Here is a 22,474-nt window from a genome sequence, read left to right on the forward strand (position 1 = left end):
AGCATGAATATTCTTTGGAAAAAAAGAAGTGATCTGACTAAAAGTAGTTTCAATCCTTTTACGGGTAACCTTTTGAATAAACTCAGTAGCTCAGGAAAAAGCCCTTTTAGAATTTTTCTTTCTCTGAGGTAAGATAGAGACATTAAGAGCATCAGAAACAATATCTTCGAAAGAGTAATCATTGTAAGATTTATCAGCAAAAACAAAAGAGTTTTCAGGGATATCTAATTGAAATTGTTTGAGAACACGACAATCATTGCAGCCACCAGGAGCAAGCAAAAACTCAACTGGTAAACCAGTTTTGGTGACGAGCATATGAACCCGCAAACCGAAAAAATAACGACGTTTGCTTGCAACACAACTCCGATGATCTTGTGTATTGTATATTTCGACTAATGCGAATATTGTCACAGACCGGGAAACTATTACTATTTATCAAATGATTTTTTCTCATTCTTCAAGCGAATAAAGTATTGATAGCTTTGGGGCAGTTTTGAATCTTTTGGACGTTCTAGTTTTTCAGATTCTACTACTTGTAGTGCATCATCTTGAGGGTCTATCCACGATTTATTTTTGAGATGGAGTTTAAAAAGGTCAAGACAAACATCATCGTTGGTACGTCCATAAAAATTAATTTCATTTTGATTCATAAAAACGCGATCAATAACAAGATAATGACGCCTACGAATTTTGTCAGCAACTTCAGACACTTGATTCCATATATTTACCATATCATAAGGAAGTGGATATTGTGGACCGACTATTTGGTCCTGCATTTTTTGTTTAATCTTGGAAATTTCTTGCCAATATTTTGCTTTCAATTTAGTGGTTAAATTGCGTTTGTAAATTTTTCGGGCGTTGTTCTGTAAATTTTCATAACTTTTTCGTTCGATATTTGTTTGTTGTGAGTAATAAAAACTAATCGTAGTTATGAAAAGAGTTACAAAAAACAATAAAACGGCAAGCGGCATTCTCAAAAGATTTAAAGCATTCTTATAAGCAAACTGTTGTTTGCGAAAATTAAATCCTTCTACTTGCTGAATAGCTCTCAATGCCAAACCTGTTGCGGCAACAACATCGGAAGTATCTTCGTTTATTTTGGATTTTATCGAGTCACTTACTTGCCACCGGTAGCATTTTACTTTCAATTTTGTTGATGTACGTTCGCATATTTCACTACATATATGTTTATCGCCACAAAAATAGACACCTTCTACGACATTCATTGTTAAAAAAGTCTTTTTTAATTCGCGTATGAGCCGTTGTGAGTATTTTTGCAAATCGATGCTTTGAGAACCTATTTTTTCTACATTAATTTCGGTAGTGATTCCCATGGAAGAATTGTCAGTGGTCAACCAGCTACTTGCCATATTTAGCTTGCGTACATCGTGAACTCTCCCATCTTGTACCACTAAAAAATTACAAGTATTTTCACGTAAATGAACTAAAATACAATTTTTTTGTTGCCGCTTTGTCGTTGTTAAGAAGTAATATAGACCAAAGAGGTCTATGTCAATAATAAACGGATGAACACCACATTCGTCTATTAATTGTAATTGCTTAGAAATAAGAGCTATCGGAACAGCAGCTACTGAGAGTTTTGTTTTTTGTGGTTCTTGGTTTAAAATCACATAATCAACGATAAGATCTTCTATTTCTTTGCTGTGGATGTAGTTTTCAGTTTCATAGTGAATAATTTGGTCTATTTGTTGTCTACCGCTAAAAGCGACGCTAAATTTTCGAAGTATCGTATTTTTTACAGGAATAGAAATAGCAACATTATGTTTCCAAGAACGATGATTTGAGAAAAATTTCTTGAGTTCATTTTTTAATTCGTGTGTATCCGAAAAATATATAGTGTTACAGTACTCTAGAAGCAGAGAAGAACCTTTTTTGCTAATTGCAGCGATAAAAGCTCGATCGTTTTGTAACTCAATACCAAGACCAAATTGCATTACGTGTTCCTAAATATTTTTTCAGATGCGTATGATAGATGCGCTGTAAATTGCGCTATTACATGGTATATTATATAATATAGTACGACATGTGCTAGTTGAAATAAAAATACGATTCTGAGCCTGATCCTGTTCCCGTTCCGGAAATTTAACTAACGAAACAAGTAAACATAAGTACGAACTTACACCAAGATAATTGAAAATTGATCTTGGTATTACTAATATTTGATACGTAAAATTATGTTTTTGCCTATTGGCAACGTACTTGGAGTACGTTGTATTTATACGGAATCGGGAATGTAAAAATAGCAAAATATCACTAATGAAAATCGTAATATAATCGTAATATAAAAGATAATCACTTACAAACCAACACTATTCAGGCGAGTATTCTTAAATGAAAAAAAGTTTTGTAATTATTCTTATTTTAATATCTGTTGCGTTTTCGCATGCGCAAGATGCCAAAGTTTCGATGGAATTTTCAGGTGTGAACTTTGATGTATTTTTAAAGTGGTTTGCCAATTTTACTAATAAAAAAATTATCTACGGTAACCTCAGTTCTGGTTTACAGCAAAAGAAAATTCACTTTGTTTCACCGCAACCAGTGTCAGAAGAAGCGGTCGAGAAAATTTGCATGTCTATCTTGGAAAGTTACGGTCTTACTCTTGTGAAAGTGGGTTCAGGAGCAAGTGAGGTATATAAATTAATAGAGGCAAGTGCTGCGTCGTCAAAACCGATTGCCTTGTATTCGATCGATGATTTAGAAAAAATGGGCGACGGAGATTATTATGTTTCACAACTTATTGTCATCAAATATCTTAAAGCATCGCATATCATAAACTCTATTCGCCAAGCAAAACTATTTGACTCCAAATCTGGTAGCATTGTTGAAATCAAAGGTGCTAACTCTATTATCATTAGCGACTTTGTTCCCAATGTAAAAAGAATTGTCAAAATTATTCGAATGTTAGATAAACCACCACCGGTGATTACAATGGCGTTTATTAAACTGCGTTATGCCGATGCCGCTGCGGTTAGCCAAAAAATTAATCAGTTATTGCAAAACCGTGCACGTGAACGATCAGAGTACAACGTACCTGAGACAATTACCGTAATACCTGATAATCGCACAAATTCTTTAACAATTCGCGGTACAGATGCTGACATTGAAGAAATTAAAAAAATCGTTTCTAAATACGATGTAAAAATAGAGTCAAAGCGCATCGTAGCAAGAATCTATTATCTAAGACATATTACTACTGACAAAATCTTACCGACGTTACGCGAATTTACGAATACACGGTTATTCAAAGAATCAATAACCCCAGGTGTAACCGCTTCGGGGAATAATATCGATATCTCAATTACTGTTAACGATCATACTAAATCGCTTATAGTAGTAGCACCAATGAGTGCACATCGCATGATTAACAAATTAATTCGTCGTATCGATGTTCGCAGACCACAAGTGATGATCCGCGCTATTATTTGTGAATTTACACCTACGGATGTACTCAATCTTGGCATTGAGCTTATGGCAATCAACGATTCAGGAGGATTTCGACCACAAGCCTTAACTTCTTTTGGCTTATCTTCTGTTGTAGATGAAGTGGGAAATCCAGTTACGGGTGATAATTCAAACCCTATTGCTGGACGTGCAGTTGGTCCTGGAGCAGGATTGACCGCTTTTTTTGCTAAGGATAAAAATGTTCCATTTATTATTCGCGCACTTCGTTCTGTTTCACACACCGAAGTACTCGATATCCCGCAAATTATCACTGACGACGGTGAACAAGCAGAAATACGCGTAGAACAAGAAGAACCTGTTGCAAGTATTGATGCGCTTAACAGTTCAACTACATCTACTTCGTTTAAGGAATTTGTTTCAGCAGGAACGGTGTTAAAAATCAAGCCCCACATTATACGCAGTAAATGGCTCAAACTAGAAATAGAACAAAATGTCGACGCATTTCTAGGAGCAGCTCCGGGTGTTGGTATTCCACCACCGAAAAGCAGTCGTTCCATAAAAACGACAGTTACTGTTCCCAATAACAAAACCATCATACTCGGTGGATTAAATGGAAGACGTGAAATAGAAGCGATAGATAAAATTCCTATTCTTGGAGATATTCCGCTGTTAGGGTATTTATTTCAAAACAGATCAAAATCAGTCACGAAAACCAATCTTTATATATTTATAACACCAATTATACTAAATGATGATTTTCACAGGCTAGAAAGTATTTCGCGAAATGAATATAAAAAGATGAACAGACTACGTGCCAAGAAACACAGACGAAAAAGATCTAAAAAATGACCCCAAACCAAGCGCAAAAAATAGCAATCATCATTCAAGTTTTTAATATGGTGATTGCTTTGTCTACTATTACCGGTATTATTATGCTTGTTGTTGATCAAGTAGTGGCCACTCCACAAGTTTGGAATGAAAAAATTCCTGAGCGGTTGGTCACTAAATACCAAGACAACTCGCTAAACACTTTTCGTTTTTTTTGGCAGGCAAGTATACTCCCCAATAAACCGCGTACAATCATAAAAAGACCTAAACTTGTTGTAAAAAAAACGACTCCTAAACCACAAGTGATTCCCAAACCGCCTATTACTTTTAAAGTAATTGCAACGGTAACCCATTCTGATGATAATAGGGCTCATGCTATCCTCGAAGATACCCGCGCTCGTAAACAACTTCTCGTGCGCAAAAATGATTCATTACCTAATAGTAAATATAAAATTGCGCAAATAAAGCAAGATCAAGTGCTATTTTATTATAAGGAGTGGATAATTACCGTTAATAAGGAAGTAGGGAAAAGTCAGAAAAAATCAACCGAATCAACGACAAAACCGCAAAAAGGCATCGAAATAATTGGCGATAAAATAATTGTTGCCGACAACCTTGCAGCTTCAATTAACAATTTGAAAAATGGCGATCAAATCATTAGCGTAAATGGTTCACCTGTGCAAACCATAGAACAATTCTATTCCAAAATCAATGCCTCGCGTTTTGCAAAGATTTTAGTCATGCGAAATGGCGAAAAAGTATCCGTATATGTTCTTAAGTGAGATCAAAATTGAAAATAACTAAAGACCAAGCAACTTTTTTAGAAACACACTACCAAAAATATAGCGATGCCAAACTTGCAAAAGCTATGCAGCAAAATAAAAACTGGGTATACCTCGCGATGAGCGAATTACAATTAGAACGAAGTGGAAAAAATCGCGTTTATATTCAACAACACGCCAAAAAAACACCACCGACTTTTATAGAAAAAACTAATGTCCTTCATATAACCATAGCAAAAAATTTCGCAAAAACAAAAGAGCTAGCTATTTTTATTGCTTGTATAGCCGCGATATATATGGCCACGATTCCTAATTTTCCAGCAGGTATATATGGCGCAGAATTGGCTGTATGTGCTACTGATTACGGACTTTCATCTACGGCTTCACCACTCTATCTCTTTGTAGGAAACGCATTCTGTTATTTCTTTGGAACTAGTGCATGGCAGCTACAGCTTCTTTCCGCTCTTTGCATGGCAATTACATGTGGATTTTTAGCGATGATTTTTTATCGTTTTTGCAATCATTTTGGTTTAGCAATTACCTTAACTACCTTGTTTGCTTTCTCCACAAATGTTTGGACAAACGCAATCACCGTTTCTCCTGTTTCATTCGCAGTGATGTTTTTTAGTGTAAGTTTGTATTTCTGTGTTCGTTGGTATGAGTCGCCACAGGAAAATCGCGTAGTAATAATCGCAATCTCGCTTATTGCTTCTGTCATCTCGCACCCTTTTTTCGCCATTTTCGTACCCGCTATTTTGTTTTTCCTATTTGTAGCACATCGTGACTACAAACTTTCAAAAGAAACGATATTCTCTATTTCGATACTATTATTTTTAGGACTAAACGTTTTCCTGGTGATTCCTTTTGCCTCATGGAACCACGCGCCATCAAATGCTCCTCAAGGTTTTTTAGATAGCATACAATTTGTCATTCAACCTGTTAGCGAACTGGAATTCACCCAATTTTCGCTAACTAAGTACTCCACTATAATAACTTCGCCTTTTGGTTTTTTGAGTGGTAATATCTTTATTGGTTTATTTATAACAATATCAGTATTGCTATTGGTTTTTTATGGCAATAAACAACTTCGTGAATCAAAACCCGCTTTTGCGAAATTACTTATGTTCATTACCATAACATTCTTTGTTATTTTTGTAGTTGCCGCAACCACGAACATATCGCGCGATGCGATTCAAACTCTTGGCTATTTATCCTTGCCACTTATTATTATCATTGGTCTTGTAATAACTCAAATAGAAACAAAATATAAATATGTGCTATGTACAACTGCTATTGCAGCACAACTTTTTATAAACCCAGTTTCGGTAGTGAATGACAACTTTATTCATACTTACAGCAAACATATATTGCAAAATGCACAATCGACAATTATTGCTGACACAAATATCTATTGGCCACTTGTATACAATAATAAAAATCCAAAAACGAAAATCATTCTTGCTACAGATATCAAACACAAACAGCAACTTATAAGACAAAATCCCAATGCAACTTGTACATACGTTGATCCAATATCTTCAAACAATAGACGTTACAGAAATGGTCTATTATGGCAACCACTACAAAAGAAACAAGACGTACCACAATGGTCGCCAACGACAAAGATAAAAAGCAATATGCAACAAAACTTGGTATCTCAATATCATGTCATTAATGCCATGCATTTTTTGCAAAAAGATAGCCTTAATGATGCAATACTCCAAGCCAACAAAGCAGTGCAACATCAAAAAACAGTTGTAAAACTACTCACACGTTACGCGCAGCAAATCGCTGCAAAAAAGAAATATGATAATGTAATCACTATATATGAGTATCTACAAAGTCTTTTTCCAACAAACGCCAATTATTTAGTAGCCGTTGCGCGCGTGAAAAATATCCAAGGCAAAACAACTGAGGCAGAAAAATACTATAAAGAGGCACTGCAAATTGCTCCACGTAATTTTTACGCTAGTATAGAATTAGCCAAGATATACGAAAAAACGAAACGTATACCACAAGCGCAACAAATCTACGAACAATTAACAAAGTTCTATCCTAAAAATCCTTACGCTTATAAAAAATTAGCGCAGATCTACGCACAAAACAAACAAACGCAAACCAAAGCCGCTGAAATGCAAAAGAAAGGTGAACAGCTAGACAAAAACAATACGTCTAAAAAACCACAAACGCCAGCAATACCAAAAGTAACAGATCCCAAAAGTATGCTTCCGAAATTGCCCAAAATACCACAACCACAAGACTTTTATCCAAAAATACCGAACCCAATACCAGGAAGGAAACAACAATGATAAAACTACTCATGCTAATCTCACTACTATGTGTAAGCTGCGCTTCCAAAGCGCTCATTGTCAAAGAAGTGATTTCAGCTGACACCATAGTACTCAATGACGGAACGAAAGTGCGCTATGCAGGAGTTGTTGCTCCAAAAGCGAATGATGCGTGGTTTGCTGCGTCGAAAGCCGCTAACGAGTTTTTGATACTCAATCATAAAGTTTCTATAGTGAAAGAACCGAAACTCTCCACTGATAAAGTTGTGACCGCTTACGTGTATACACCTATTGGCGACAAAGGAACAACAAAACAATTATTTGTCAATGCCGAGTTGTTGAAATTTGGTTATGCAAAATGTCCAGAAAATGATAATGGAGTTGAGAATAAAGCGCTGTGGAAAAATTTAAAAAAAATGGAAACAGAAGCACAGCAATATAGTGTAGGTGTGTGGTCAAATCAACCGCCGCAAGTACCGTAAAATTAATCTTATTTACAATATGATTTTATACAAGGAGTAGACGATGGTGAGCTATTATTGCCATTTATGTAAGCAACTTTTAAATGCACAAATGATTGGTATTAAACAATGTCCACAATGTAAAAATTATCTGTGTCCTCAGTGTACAAAATGCCCCTGTGCAACAAATTCTTTTTCTCCACAAAACAACCCACAACAAACAAACACAAAACGATTAAGACAAACACGGCATTTAAATGCTAATAATTCTAAAAGAAGACATCCAGCAACAACTCGCCGTACACAAAATTCTAAAAATATGGCAAGTTCTACAGTAAGAAGAACACAGCGTATGGAAAAAGCCAAGTTGCAAAAACAAAAACAACAAAAAGTTTTCATGATTGGCGGTGGAATCGCTATGTGTCTTGTGATAATCATTGTTGTTGTAAGTTTGAGCGGTGGCCAAAAAATACACCGCAAAAAAAAGACTGTTGTTAAAACCCAACAACAGCCTGTAAAACAACAAAAGCGCTCAAAAAAACCACAACAAAATCCAGTAGTAAAGAATAAACCTGTAAAACAAGTCACAATACCGCCAAAGAAGCGTTATCCCAAAGCAAAATTTTCCGATAATTCTTCGCGACCAATTATAAACGGTAAAATAAATAAAACGTACATACAGAAGAAAATCACCGATTTAAAAAACGCCAAAAAATTACCAAAGTGTGTATTTGTTACACCGCTAGTTGATGAAAATGGAGAATATTCTGATTTAGGAAGTTTTCTATCTATTGAAAGTAACTATCTCGCTACATTTTCTCCAAAGAAAATGGTCGATTTCACTTTTGGAAGATACTTAGAGTTTCTAATAGACTGGCTTTCTTATAAAGACAACAGTTTAATTCTGCCTGAAAGGACGCAACAATATTTTTGCGCTGACTCTGTTATTACAGGGGTGATTTCAGAACGTAATAATGGATATCACCTAACAATATCATTTACTTCTGGCGAAAAACGAGAAAAGCTATTCGCATACACAGATACCTATAAAATTTCATCATGGATTGCCTTAGAAACGCGTAAATACTTGAAGTTAGATCCAGCGATACCCGCTACTTCACCATTTTCAGTAGACGAACTAAAATCTTTAGCAAAAGATTATTGTCATAGTTTGCGTTGTGAAGGCTACTCAGATTCCCTACTTTGGCGCAATTGGGCAAACAAGTACCCCTCGAATATCCTCATTCAAGATATGTATGGATTTAATTTATTACGACAACAAAAATTTTATGCAGCTACACCGCATTACAGCAAACTATACATCAAAAACAAGAATAACGATTACGCAAAATACTCGTGGATGAGAAGACTTTCTTCTACATATAAATACGACAAAGCACTCTCTCTTCTTTTCGATTTGTTACAAGAAGATGCTGGTAATATTCAACTATATGATCATTTAGAATATATTTTGCAAAAATATAGTGCCTGGGAAGAAATGGAAAAAATCTTAACTTGGTATCGAGAGCAAAATTTTGATTATAGAGCATTATATCGTAGTGGATATTTTTATGTAGAGTATGCTTGGCATGCTCGTGGATCGGGTTGGGCATCGACCGTATCAGAGAACGGCTTTCGTTTATTCAAGAAACGTTTGCTTTTAGCACATGTGTACCTAGAAGAAGCCTATCAACAATGTGCTTACGACTGGTTGATTTCATGGCGAATGCTAACGGTGTGCAAAGGCATTGGAATGGACCTTTCTGAAATAAATAAATGGTTTCGTCGTGGTGAAATTGCAAACAAATACAAAGTTGATCTTTACTATAACAAGTTGGAATACATAAAACCGAAATGGCATGGTTCTGTAGAGATGATGTTTCAATTCGCCTCTGAGACTATCGACAAGTATGGATTAGGCTCCCCTCAGAGTCTTATCATGATTGGTGTGCATGAAGAGCTTGGTGAGCAACATAATTTTGGAGAAGATTACTATAAAAAACCTCGCGTATGGGAAAGCGTGCAGGAGATCTTGAATGCCTACCTTAAAAAATATCCCAACAAAAAATTATGGAGGCAAAAATTTATAAATTTTTCCATTATTAATGGAAAGAATGACTTAGCAGCACAACACTATTTGCATATTGAAAAACAGTCCAATGAACCAGGCATAGTGGCTTCATATTCTGGGAAGCCAGAGTTCTTTTTTGCTTTAGCAAAAGCATACAATAAAAACAATCAAAGAAATTTTGCCATCAAGAGCCTAGGAAAAGCTCTCAAGAAAAAGCCAGAAGCTTATAAGTATCAATTAATTTGTGCGCAACTTTTGATAAAAGAAAAGCAAATTTTCCAAGCCAAAAAGCGTTTAGAAATAATTATACAAAAATGTAGTGATTCAAATATTGTAAGTGAAGCGAAAAAAGCATTACGTAAAACTACAAAGTAGATATCTATAAATCGGCAAAAAAATTTTTCTTTGCCGCTTTTTTCTTTTTAAGCGTTTTATAAAGTAAAAGCATCAAAGATGCTTAAAAAATTTTCATTAATAAAAAAAGAAGAAATAAAACGCATTCTTTTATTTAAAGCTGAAAGGATAAAATGCTACTACGAAAAATTATACTAGCGGTACTGATGTTGTTGATTTGTGCTGAAGCCGTGTATTTGTACCAACAACAGGCAACCCTACAGTCACTTCAAAAACAAAAAACACAAGAATCAAAATAAGGGACGAGTTTTGAAAACCAAAAAGAAAAAATTACTCTATGATATTGCTATCAGCCTAGGTTTAATTTTTTATGTTTGCTTAACAACCTTAATATTCATCAATCATAAAAGAATTGTGCAATTGAAAAAGCAAATAGAAAACGTAGCGGCAAGTAACAGTTCATCAAACAACACGATATCTAAAAAACAGAAGAATGTTCCTTCGCAGAATAAACAAAAAATTGAACATTTAGAAAAAAGTATCAATGATATGGATATCGACGGACATTTCAAACTAGGTGTTCATTTCCTGAGCAAAACAGGTAGTGAAAAAAAAGCCATTGCTTACTTTGAAAAATTACTACAGATAGATCCAAATAACAAAAACAAAAAAAATATTGAGCAGTGGCTTGTTACTTTGAAAAAGCGTAATAAGAGAAATCAATTACAACTCTTGACAAATTTACAAAACTTGACCAAATTTATAAAAGAAAATCCTCAACATTATTCTGTGGGCTTAAAGAAAAAGCAAATAGAGATAATAAAAACTCAATTAGAGAGGAAACACAGTAAATGAACAAATATTTAAAGTTATTTTGGGTAATGTTGCTGTTTACAGCACCAGCATTTGCACAAAAAGAGTGGAAAGGCGAAACGCAAGCCTTTGCAACACCAGATATTCAGAAAAAACAAGTGCTCTTTACTGGAGACACTACCGCAGTTGCGACAGTCGAGCAAAGCGGTAGTGCTGGCTTTGTTATTTTTGACGGAACAAATTTTGGTAATTTTAACCTTTTGTCACCAATAACAAATGCTAGTGTATTCTCAAATAAAAGCAGCTCAGGAGAAATAACCGCTATAGTACAAGGTTCAAATATCGCCTCATTATTTCAATTTCAAAATGGCAGCTTTGTTCCTCAAGGTGACATTCCAGCGATGAGTGGTGACATAGAAGTAAAGAATTTCTTGGTAACTGACGCTGGCAACGGTGTTGCGATATATAAAAAGTTTGACAGTAATTCAGGTAAAGATCAATTGTTTGCAGCATTTGGTCCAATTGGCGATCCTGCGAATTGGCAAGAGTCGTCTCCTATTGGAGATGTAAACCTTGACCTCCTTTCTTCCTTTAATGTCAACTTTGAGGATAGTGGTGATGGATCAATATCAGCTGTGTTCAAGCAAAGGACGCAAGTGGTAATGATCGTTTGCAAGCGCAAGTTTCTTTTGATGGTGGAGCAACGTGGGTTGGTTTTCCGATTGATACAGGAGTCGGATCAGTACTAACTTACCGTTTATCACAAGATGGGCAAGCGATTATTTTTGGTCAACAAGGAACAGATGGACTTTTTCATACATTTTTTAGCTCAAAACTTACTATTTTCACGACACCAATTATCGTAGATGCCAACAATGGATCAAGCACTGTAGGTGCTGAATTACAAAACATAGGAACAGAAAGATATCTTGCAATAAACTTTGATATTGCGACAGGAGATTTTAACGCAATTACTATCCAAAGCGGACAAAGAGTTTCGGAAGAAATATTAGTTCCTGGTGGAAATAATGAGTTTATCGAAAGTTTCACAGTAAACGAACAAAATGAAGGTGTCGCGGTCTCAGTGGCGGTTAATAACGGTGTAGAAGTGATTAACGCCAGAAACTTTGAAAACGATGCATTCTTACCAGTAGAAACAATTGCAAATCCGCAAGAAGCAACAACAGGTGGAATAGCAATAGATATCAATGATATTGGCAACATTATTGCGATGTTTGGTCAAACAACAACGAACCCAACTTTTAATTGCTATAGAGAAAATCAAAATCAAGGCGGTGGACTTGACCGCGAAGTAAAAGAAAATGATGGTAGTGTTGTGACAACAGAACATCCATACCACAATCCAGCAGTGAATAACCCAAGTTGCGTAACAGTAGCAATGAACAAGACTGGAAATTCAGCAAACTGTGGATGCAGTACTTGTAAATGCTTTAACGCAAGCACCTCTTCCGGCGTAATCACAAGTGGCACAGATGCAAACGCTGGAGACCCAATTATTCTGAATTCGCTCGATTACATTATGGGTATGAGTGTTCTTGATATAGCAGGTAGAGGTTTAGACTTTGAATTTCAATTAACATATCGTTCACGCGTTCAATTTGAAGGGCGTTTTGGAAACAACTGGTCTGACAATCACTCGCGAAGAATAGTACCACAACAAGATGGCTCGGTTGTACTTTACAGTGGTCGATTACGCGGAGATCAGTATGAAGTTGTAAACAGTGAATTTGTATCTCCTGATTTCCATTTTAAGAGAATGATAGAGGACGACGACAGTTTTGTATTGTTGCGCGAAAGAGACGGTATGATTTATCGCTTCTTCCCAATAGACGGATCAGCGAAAGAAGGTTTACTAGAATCAATAACAACACCTTGTGGTAACAAAATTACTCACTCTTACACCAACGAAGGAGTAATTGAGTTTTCGTTAGACAGTCTCTCACGTAGAATTGATTACACAACAGATGACAGAGGTCACATAACTCAGATCAAAGACTTTATTCAAAGAGAAGTCAATTTTGTATATGATGACAACAATAATTTAATTAGTATTACAACGCCAGCCGTTACCGGAACAGGTTTTAATGATTTTCCAAACGGCAAAACAATGGAATTCACTTACTCAGAAGGTTTTAATGACGAGAAGTTGAATAACAACATGCTAACAGCAACTTTTCCGAATGAAGTAGCAAACAACGGTCCTGCAAGAGTGATCAACACTTTTAACGCAAACGATGAGATTCTAACGCAGCAGTGGGGCGGAACAAATGACAGTGGTGTAGCAGCAGGTGGAACAATTACCTACGCAAAACAAATAATAAACGTAAATCCACAAGACAACACTGAGATAAAAGAAGAAACAACAGTAATTGATCGCAATGGCAATGAAACTGTGTTCTCATACAACAACGAAGGGCTACTTTTAAAGAAAGAAGAAAAAACCCGAGGAATCCGTCCTGGAGACCCAGCGTCTTTCATTACGCTTTACGAATACAATGACATACAGCTAAATACAAAAATAACAATGCCAGAAGGTAACTCAGTTCAATTTGTGTACAATGATGGCTCGCAAGATCAATTCCAAAAAGGAAATCTATTAACAGTAATAAAAACACCCGACGCAGCAAGAGGTGGTGACCAACAATTTATTCGTATAGATTACGAATACGAACCGGTTTACAACAAAATCTTACGCGTAAAATCTCCAAGGGAATTAGATCCGCAGTACCAACCACAAAATGGTGGAGCAAACGCTGAAGGACGATACACAACAGAATCAATTCCAGATTACTTTGAAGCAGACCTTGATACTACGGGCTGTGCATGTGGATTCACTCTACAAGACCTTATAGATAAATTCGGAGTAGATATTAGTTCGGTACAAGATCGAATCAATTCTGGCGATTTAAATGGCGATGGTCGCGTAGATAACATATGTGGGAACACTATAGTTGTGCGCCAACCAAATGTAAATCTTTTAAGTGGATCACTGCAATCCGGAGTAGAAGGCAGCACAATTCAAATAATCGAATCGCGTATGGCCTACAATAAATTTGGTCAATATGTATTCACGGAAACACCTGAAGGTGAAGTAACGACGTTTAGTTATTTTACTGAAGGGGACCCCGATGGTGATGGAGCAAATATCCTAACCGGAAACAACAACGACAACAAACCTTTCGATACCCAAATAGGTGGATATTTAAAGGAAATGATAACCGACGATTCGCACAGCACGCGCTATCGCGGAAACTCAGCTCCGACGCAGATAAAAACACAATTTGGTTATGATCGCGTAGGGAATCGTACTTCGATCATAGATGGCCGGGGAATAAAGCACACAATGGTCTTCAACCAGTTAAATCAACTAGTAGAAGCCACAAAAGCCGCTGATGTTTCCGCAGCAACAGAAGCAAATCTCGTAGCTTTCGCCTACAAGTCAAGAATTCTCTACGACGCAAACAACAACGTAGTAGAAACCCAAGTAGAAATTCGCGACGATAATAACCCCGATCTCCCCAATTTTCTGCCATCAACCATAAAATACGACATCCTAGACAATCCTATCGAAATGCAACAAACGATTAGTAACTCGGAAGTTACAATAACCCAAATCTCTTACGATGCAAACGAAAACGTAATACTAAGCAAATCTCCCGAATCGGTAAACGGCAACCAGGAAAACAACACAATGTCCTGTGTTTTAGATGAAAGAGATCTCGTATTTACAAAAACTTCTGGTGCTGGATCAGCTGACGAGCGTACCTTTACTTTCAACATTGACAACAACGGAAACATAACAACAACGATCGATGCTGAAGATAATAACGGTGACGGTTCAGGAGAAGTGACTACGATAATTTTTGATGGTTTTGACCGCGTAAAACGCACCATTGATTCTGTCGGAAATGAGTCGATAGTAACTTATGATCCAGATAGTAACGCAATTTTAGCTGAAACGTTTGGCCCAGTAGGCGGAGCAAGTCGCAGCAGCAACAGCACCGCAGGCAACGTTCTACTAGCCAAAAGTGAAATGCTGTACGACGAAATCGGCCGCGTATTTCAAACCGATACTCACTTGTTCGTAGCAAACGGCGTAAACACCGTAAGGCCAGTAGTCCTAGACGACAACGATGCTAATCCAAATGATGGCAAAGTAACCGCTCTCGTGGACTACGATCGCAACTCAAGAGTAACGTTCACCACCAGTCCAAGTCCACAAGGTGCTAGAGAAACAAGCTCCTTCGAATACGATGGTGCCCAAAGACGCATCCGAGTGGTCGATGCTGAAAACAACGAACAAAATATAGTATATGACAATAACAGTAACCCAGTTCGTATAACGAGAACCGATGTAAACCCTGCTGGAAGAATAGCCAGCGAAACCTTCGAGACAATCAACGTTTTCGATGCGCTAAACCGCGTAGAAAGAACCACCAACAACATCGGACAAACCACCTACTTTACTTACTCCAGCCGAGATCTCTTAATTCGTACTGCCGATGCTCAAGGCCCAGAAATAGTCGACCCACTAGGACTATTTGCAGGCAACATCAACAGCGAAGGCAACATCTCCGAAACCAAATACGATGGTCTGTCGCGATCATTCGAAAGTACTCGCGAACTGCGCGTAGACGGCGAAGGAGGCAACCCACTAGATTTATCAAACCCGTCCAATACCGACGGCAAGATAACCGAATTCACCACCTACGATCAAAATTCGCGCGTAATAAATGTCTCTGACGACAACGGCAATGCCACTATTTATGAGTACGATAACCTAAATCGTCTCACCAAAACCGTCTACGCCGATACCCGCGAAACTACCGTAGAATATGACAAAGACAGCAACGTAATTCGCACCACCGACAACAACGGTAGTGTCTGCGACTATGTATTTGACGGTATTCACCGCACCACAACGAAGAACATAACCCGTGCTGCGAACATCGAAGGCACAACCCAGCAAACCTACGAATACGATGGACTGTCGCGTTTAACCAAAGCCACCGACAACAACAATCCAAACGACGCGCAAGACAACACTACAGTAACAAGAAATTACGATTCGTTAAGTCGCTTAGTAGAAGAACAACAAAACGGCAAAGTAATTTCGATGAATTGGCGTGAAAGTGCAGATTTGGCAGATTGTACCTATCCAAACGAACGCGTAATTGAATACACCTACGACAAAATAAATCGTGTAGGCGAAATCAAAGATGCTGCATCAACAACTGCGATCGCAAGCTACGACTACATCGGAGCGCGCGTCATCGAAAGACTCTATAAAAACGGTACTAAATTCACTACTCTAAATGACGAAGGTGATAGTAACATTGGCTACGACGATTTGCCACGTGTAACACAAATGCGTCACCTCCGCCCAAACGGAAAACGCATCCAAGAGTACGAATATCAGTACAACAGAGTCAACTTCAAAACCCAAAAGAAGAACCTACGCAAGAACAAGTTTAGCGAAACATACGCACTAGACTCACTGTATCGCGTAGTAGACTTCAAACGCGCCAAGATAAAAGACAACAACACCCTAGGCAACACCTCACAAAGCCAAAGTTGGCAATTAGACGGTGTAGGCAACTGGGCAAAAACCACCATCGACGGCGAAGAAAAAACCCAAACCGTAAACGAAGTCAACGAATACGACGCATTCGGCGGCGTAGTCTTTGTTCACGATGACAACGGAAACCTAACCGACGATGGCGAAAGGCTGTTCACCTACGATGCACTAAATCGCATCATTCAAATCAACAACAAAGCGAACAACGAAGTAATAGCCACCTACAAATACGACTTCGCCAATCGCCGCACATCAAAAGAGTTTGAACGTCAACAACTTGACACCTGCGACACCTCGCAAGGCGAAGCCGTAGCAGACGCTAACACTCTAGCACTTTACCGCTACAACAACGAAAATGGTCCAATAATAGACAGCTCCGGCAACGGCAATGACATAGCGAATCCGAAGAACACAACCAGAGAAGACGGACTGTTCAACACCCGCTCTCTAAGCTTCAACGGACAACGTTTAAAAATGCCACTGTCAACAACCTTAGACAACATCCAGGACCAGTTGACCGTAGAAACATTTGTGTTCGTAGACGCAAATGACATCGAAAACCTAGGCAGTTCGCTAGTAAAAAGAAAAGGCAGCTTCAACCTCAAAATAAACGGTAACAGACTAAAACCTGTGTTCGCCATCCATACCCTAGACGGCGCAAATCAGCCAGTTACCACCAGAGTAAGAGGAAATATCGCGATACCGCTATCAACATGGATTCACATCGCCGGAGTCTACGACGGACAAAGCGTAAAAATCTTTGTAAACGGCAACCTATTAGCCGAAAAACCCCTCACTGGAAACGTCGTAATCGACCCAACAGTAAGAACTTTTTTAGGCGCAAATAACTTCGTAGGCAACCTAGAAGAAACAAGAATTTCAAATATTGCCCGTGTCGGATGCGCTCCAGGTGGTATAATTAACAAAGACGTGCGTCGCTCATTTTTCTATAGTGGCTGGCGTGTAGTCGAAGAACGTGAGCAACAGCGTGAAGCTGGGCAGCCGTTTGGAGACGAAGTTATAACACGACAGTTTGTAGATGGTCTCGGAATCGACGAGCATTTGCAGATGGCTATATACGACGAAACTGGTAGTGCTATTTCCGAAGAGAGATATTTTCATACCAACCATCGTGGCGACACTACTGCGATTACCGATATCGCTGGAAATGTTGTATTTCGCTTCGAATTGACGACCTACGGCGGGATCTTTGTGGTGAATTCCGATAATGATTTAGAGGAATTTGCTGATTTTGAAGAGATCGTTTATGGCTTCCAAGGCCGACGACTTGACGAAGAGACTTCGCTGATGTACTTTCGCAATCGCTACTATAATCCTGAATTTGGGCGCTTTATTCAGCGAGATCCTTTGGGGTATATTGATTCTCTTGGGCTTTATGAAGCTTTAGGTGGAAATTCTTATAGATATAAAGATCCTTTTGGAACTGATATTAGAAGCGACAGTGACGGAGCAGGAAATGACACAACTAGAATCAACATTGATTATAGATTAGAGCATTCTGAATTTAAAGCATGGCACCATCTAGTTCCTGCAGGTAGTTCGATAAAAAAGGAAGCGGAAAAAATTGCAGACGAAATAGTAAACAAAGTTCAAGATGCAGTAGATAAAGGATTTAAAAATGTAGAGTTTGTTTATATGTCCCATCATGGTTCGCTTGTAGTTGAAAGAGATAAAAAAACAACAGAAGCATTTGGAGATTTTTTTATTAATCAAGTCTTACCTGTTTTGCAATCTCGTGATGATTTTAATCAGTTAAAAGAAAAAATAAATTTTCATTGGTTTTATTGGCAGGCATGCAATAGCAGTAGTAGAAGTGCAAGTGATTACAAAGAAATTTTTAACACATTTAATATGGATTATTTATACGTTAGAAATACTTTAACAGGAGTTGGTACTCCAGGAATTGTCAAAGATTTAGGTACCGACACCGATGATTTTTGGCAAGCTTTATTTGAGAGGCAAGGTTCTCTCATAGAGATTACTGATACTAGTTTAACTACACGACTAAATAACGAAAATGCTGATGCTAACCATGCACCTATGCCTTGTTACGAAAGAAGAGTATCTTTACCAAAAGGTGTAGATTTGAAAATTAGTGAAGTAATTGAACAGTTACGATAATGGTAGTTAATTTTTTCAGTATAGTTTATTAAAACTATACTGAAACAATAAGGAATTTATTAAATGAAATTCAAAAAAATTTTCCTTTACATTGTTTTTTTTATATTACTTCTTGTAATATTTTTGATTCAGAAAAGGGTTAAAGTAGCTTTTTTAACGATAAATAGAACAAATACTTATAAAGTAGTTACTACTTTACGTTTTAATATGAAATTGTTCCAGGAAAAATGCTATTTAGATCAGAATAAAAACAATTTAGGAGAATACCCTTCTTTCTCTTTACTAAAAAGCAAAAAAATGTTACCAAAAGATTTACAACTTATAAAACCAAATATTTTAAAAGCACATGGATATTATTATACTCTCTATTTACCAAAAGATATTACAAATCAAGAAAACTTTTTTATTGTGTATGTTTGGCCAGCAGAATATGGTGTTACAGGTGATTTTATTATGCATGTAAATCAAACAAACACTAAATTGTCAGGCAAACTAAAAAATTCAGGTATTAAACAAATACCAAATATTGATGCTGCCTATATAAAGCAAGGAAAAAACTTTAAATTTAGTGGAAAAGTAAAAAAAGATTGGAGTGTATTAAGTAAGTAATTGAAAAAATATACATAAAGTTCCTCTGACATCTTTAGATTTAGAATGTGAACTCGATGAATTTCCTTGTCAAATTTTGGAGATATGAATATTGATGGCAGACTCAATGAATGAATATTGATGATAGAGTGTCTTTAAATTTAATATTGATGATAGAGTGTCTTTAAATTTAAAAGCGGGACAGACCTTTATCGCAGAGATAAACTTATGGGTTAAATCCAACATTTAATATCGGTGTCAGACCTTTTTCACGGAGACAAAATACCCTGTACGCTTGTGTCTACGGTTATTGAATATTGATGGCAGACTCAATGAATGAATATTGATGATAGAGTGTCTTTAAATTTTAAAGCGGGACAGACCTTTATCGCAGAGATAAACTTATGGGTTAAATCCAACATTTTATACAAAAAAAATGAAGGTTTTGTATAATCTTCATGTCAGACTTACCCCAAAACTAAAAGCGCACAAACAAATGTGCGCTTTTCTAAATTAAAAAGGGGGACAGACCTTATCGCAGAGACAAACTTATACAAAGAAATGAAGGTTTTGTTGGTTTGATAGAATAACAGAGAAAATAGTAATGTAAATAAGGGTGTCAGACCTTTTTCACGGAGGCAAACTTATATATACAAATAAAGACTTCAAATATAATAAGGGTGTCAGACCTTTTTTACGGAGACAAACTTATACATACAAATAAAGATTTTGTGGATGAATAATCAATGGAATTTAAGAAAAAGAGAATAGTAGCGAAAATAGTAGTTGAATAAAAATTCAATTATGAGGAAATTGTGTGCAGAAGATGTGACATTAAGGAGTTATTGACAGACTTTGAGCATTGTCGATGTTCGCAATCATTTTGCTCTGGGATTACAGTAGAACAGCTTACTAACGGGCGCATGTAACAAAAGAGGGGGGACTCTTTAAGTACGGTTCTAAAACGATATAAATACGTTAAAATAAGAAAATGAAGAAATTGATTTTGAGAAAGTTGCTTTGACAGAAAACGAATATTGAAAATTAAAGAGATAAGAGAATTGTTATGCTGGGAAAAAAGAGAGGAAAAAGAACAGGTATGACTATGAAAAAAGTTGATCAAAACGTTGATTAACCCAAGCTAAACGAAGGGAAAGCAAATGATCGAAACCAGAAAAAGACCAACGCATACCAGAGCCTTTGAAACGATGTTGAATTAGCCATTTACAAGAAGATTCGACCATGCCACTGCCAATAGGTAAGCCAAGAGATTTAAAATGATGATAATCGACATGTTCAATGTGCTGAAGAAGGTAAGAAGAAAGATTATTGTAAGATTTACGAAGCTCAGATTCAGTGTCGGATTGTAGTATTTTTTCGGGATCAATAGAATAAGAAATAGCAGCGACATCACCTGATCGTAGAAGACTGCGAGCAGAAGGAAACCATTGTTTTGCCGAAGCGGTACGTCCATCAAGCCATATTTTAGCAAACTTCCACAGATATTGTGCAGCGTGATAGAAATCGAGAATGCCAAGGATAGAAGAAAAATTTTTTTGATACGTTCCCCAAAACCCGGTCCCACCATCGCTGATCCAAGCAGCTGTTTTGGCATTTTTCAATTGTTGTTTATTTACAAATGGTGACAGAGCAATGCGAAAAGCAACAGGTAGATTTTTGCGAATACCATTTCACAAGAAGAAATGCTCGTGAATATAGTAACTGGAGCGACTTCCAGGTACGCACTCACCTCAACCGACTAGTGGAAATGGAGTACATACTACTTGTCTCTGGAAACCGTGGTACAAGGCAAAGCTACGAATTACTCTACACCGGACAAGGTGAAAATAACAAAAACTTCATCCTTGGACTAATCGATCCGCAAAGCCTTAAAAATCAACAGGGTGAGCATCGAAAACCAAAGGGTGTGCATTAAATTTGCAAGGGTGTGCATTAAAAAGCCAAGGGTGAGCATAGGTTGTGCATGGGTTGAGCCTAGGGTGTGATCTGTTCTACGCCAATAACTACGAAGGCTACATGGCGATTTTTTACTTTTGCTCGATTTTGCACACTGGTTCCTCCTTTTTTTTGTTCATCAATTCATCAACTCATCGAGGATAAAATGACAAAATCTCATACCATAATAAATTTCTGGAAAACAGCCTCTAAAAAGAAAAGAGCTGTAACCACTTTAATTCGCAAGTATCTCAAGTCGCTGACTATCAAAGGTTATTCGCAGCAAACTTATAATTCCAGACACTACTATCTTTCTCGTTTTGCGATGTGGTGTTCGCAGCGTTCGATTATTGAAATGGACGACATATCAAAACAAGTGATTGCCAGCTATCAACTTTATGTCTCTCATCAAAAAGTAAAAAGAACTGGTAAAACACTAAGTATTAATACTCAAAGACTATATCTTTTAGCTGTTAACCTCTTTTTTTGTTGGCTAATCAAGAACCGCGAAATCATCTACAATCCAACAGCTGCTTTAGAACTCCCTAAACGCACAACATATCTACCGCGCAACATCCTAAGCCAGCAAGACGCTGAAGCCATTATCAACCAACCCAACATCGAAAAACCCCTAGGACTAAGAGACAGAGCAATTCTCGAAACACTTTATTCCACAGGAATGAGAGCGTCAGAACTAATCAATCTTGCTCTCGAAGACTTAGATAAACAACGCGGAACCATCCTTATTCGTCAAGGTAAAGGACAAAAGGATCGCATCGTTCCCCTAGGAGATCGCGCTCTACTGTGGATCGAAAAATACCTGATCCAGGTTCGTCCACCATTACTGCAAAGCAAAAAACAAAACACACTTTTTCTCACAAAGTACGGTAAACCCTACTCCTCAACGCAAGCCTTCACCGGACTAATAAAACAATACATCAAAGCCGCCAACGTCCATAAATCTGGTTGCGCACATTTATTTCGTCACACCATGGCAACGCTAATGCTAGAAAACGGCGCTGATATCACCTACATTAAAGAAATACTAGGCCACGCCGACATTGGTACTACTGAAATTTACACCCATGTAACCATCGCCAAACTAGCACAAGTTCACGCCCTAACCCATCCCGCAGAAATCCACTGGCAACCTGACGAGGAGCAATAAC

General features: G+C 37.4%; 14 protein-coding genes. 11 read left to right on the forward strand and 3 right to left on the reverse strand.

The window, feature by feature from the left end:
* Positions 1 to 90: 90 nt before the first annotated feature.
* Together UABHE_RS07105 and pilM are read right to left on the reverse strand one after the other, a co-directional pair.
* Entirely contained in the window at positions 91 to 411 is a 321-nt protein-coding gene (locus tag UABHE_RS07105) for a transposase (protein ID WP_372369554.1), read from the reverse strand.
* Between the two features lie 17 nt (positions 412 to 428).
* Positions 429 to 1,955: a pilus assembly protein PilM gene (gene pilM, locus UABHE_RS07110; protein ID WP_372369555.1), complete on the reverse strand. Its 1,527-nt coding sequence runs from the start codon at positions 1,953 to 1,955 to the stop codon at positions 429 to 431.
* 397 nt (positions 1,956 to 2,352) lie between these two features.
* Here pilM and UABHE_RS07115 point away from each other — a divergent pair, with 397 nt between their 5' ends.
* From UABHE_RS07115 to UABHE_RS07155, 9 genes are all read left to right on the forward strand, one after another.
* Positions 2,353 to 4,272, forward strand: a complete 1,920-nt coding sequence (locus UABHE_RS07115) for a secretin N-terminal domain-containing protein (RefSeq protein WP_372369556.1) — start codon at positions 2,353 to 2,355, stop codon at positions 4,270 to 4,272.
* Entirely contained in the window at positions 4,269 to 5,033 is a 765-nt protein-coding gene (locus tag UABHE_RS07120; protein WP_372369557.1) for a hypothetical protein, read from the forward strand. Before UABHE_RS07115 ends, UABHE_RS07120 begins: the two co-directional genes overlap by 4 nt.
* Positions 5,034 to 5,041: 8 nt before the next feature.
* Positions 5,042 to 7,342 carry a tetratricopeptide repeat protein gene (locus UABHE_RS07125; RefSeq protein ID WP_372369558.1) on the forward strand — a complete coding sequence of 767 codons (2,301 nt, stop codon included), beginning with the start codon at positions 5,042 to 5,044 and terminating at the stop codon, positions 7,340 to 7,342.
* On the forward strand, positions 7,339 to 7,803 hold the full coding sequence (locus tag UABHE_RS07130; RefSeq protein WP_372369559.1) for a thermonuclease family protein: 465 nt from the start codon (positions 7,339 to 7,341) through the stop codon (positions 7,801 to 7,803). The genes UABHE_RS07125 and UABHE_RS07130 overlap by 4 nt, the downstream gene beginning before the upstream one ends.
* A 43-nt stretch (positions 7,804 to 7,846) precedes the next feature.
* Complete coding sequence (locus UABHE_RS07135; RefSeq protein ID WP_372369560.1) at positions 7,847 to 10,228, forward strand: hypothetical protein; 2,382 nt, start codon at positions 7,847 to 7,849, stop codon at positions 10,226 to 10,228.
* A 288-nt stretch (positions 10,229 to 10,516) separates the two neighbouring features.
* Positions 10,517 to 11,062, forward strand: coding sequence for a hypothetical protein (locus UABHE_RS07140; protein WP_372369561.1), 546 nt, complete (start codon positions 10,517 to 10,519; stop codon positions 11,060 to 11,062).
* A complete protein-coding gene (locus tag UABHE_RS07145) occupies positions 11,059 to 11,769 on the forward strand; it encodes a hypothetical protein (RefSeq protein ID WP_372369562.1) in 711 nt (236 codons plus the stop codon). The genes UABHE_RS07140 and UABHE_RS07145 overlap by 4 nt, the downstream gene beginning before the upstream one ends.
* Positions 11,691 to 18,761: an RHS repeat-associated core domain-containing protein gene (locus tag UABHE_RS07150; protein ID WP_372369564.1), complete on the forward strand. Its 7,071-nt coding sequence runs from the start codon at positions 11,691 to 11,693 to the stop codon at positions 18,759 to 18,761. The genes UABHE_RS07145 and UABHE_RS07150 overlap by 79 nt, the downstream gene beginning before the upstream one ends.
* Positions 18,762 to 18,824: 63 nt before the next feature.
* Positions 18,825 to 19,370 (forward strand): hypothetical protein, encoded by a 546-nt coding sequence (locus UABHE_RS07155; protein ID WP_372369565.1) that lies wholly within the window; start codon positions 18,825 to 18,827, stop codon positions 19,368 to 19,370.
* 1,082 nt (positions 19,371 to 20,452) lie between these two features.
* On the opposite strand, the gene UABHE_RS07160 is transcribed toward UABHE_RS07155, so the two are convergent.
* Complete coding sequence (locus UABHE_RS07160) at positions 20,453 to 20,971, reverse strand: hypothetical protein (RefSeq protein ID WP_372369566.1); 519 nt, start codon at positions 20,969 to 20,971, stop codon at positions 20,453 to 20,455.
* A gap of 17 nt (positions 20,972 to 20,988) precedes the next feature.
* Here UABHE_RS07160 and UABHE_RS07165 point away from each other — a divergent pair, with 17 nt between their 5' ends.
* Together UABHE_RS07165 and UABHE_RS07170 are read left to right on the forward strand one after the other, a co-directional pair.
* The gene (locus UABHE_RS07165) at positions 20,989 to 21,285 is read left to right on the forward strand and encodes a hypothetical protein (RefSeq protein ID WP_372369567.1); all 297 of its coding nucleotides are present in this window, start codon (positions 20,989 to 20,991) and stop codon (positions 21,283 to 21,285) included.
* Between the two features lie 186 nt (positions 21,286 to 21,471).
* Complete coding sequence (locus UABHE_RS07170; protein WP_372369568.1) at positions 21,472 to 22,473, forward strand: tyrosine-type recombinase/integrase; 1,002 nt, start codon at positions 21,472 to 21,474, stop codon at positions 22,471 to 22,473.
* Position 22,474 lies beyond the last annotated feature (1 nt).

It is taken from the genome of Candidatus Uabimicrobium helgolandensis (genome assembly GCF_041508025.1).
In the GTDB taxonomy this organism is placed as follows: Bacteria; Planctomycetota; Uabimicrobiia; order Uabimicrobiales; family Uabimicrobiaceae; genus Uabimicrobium; species Uabimicrobium helgolandensis.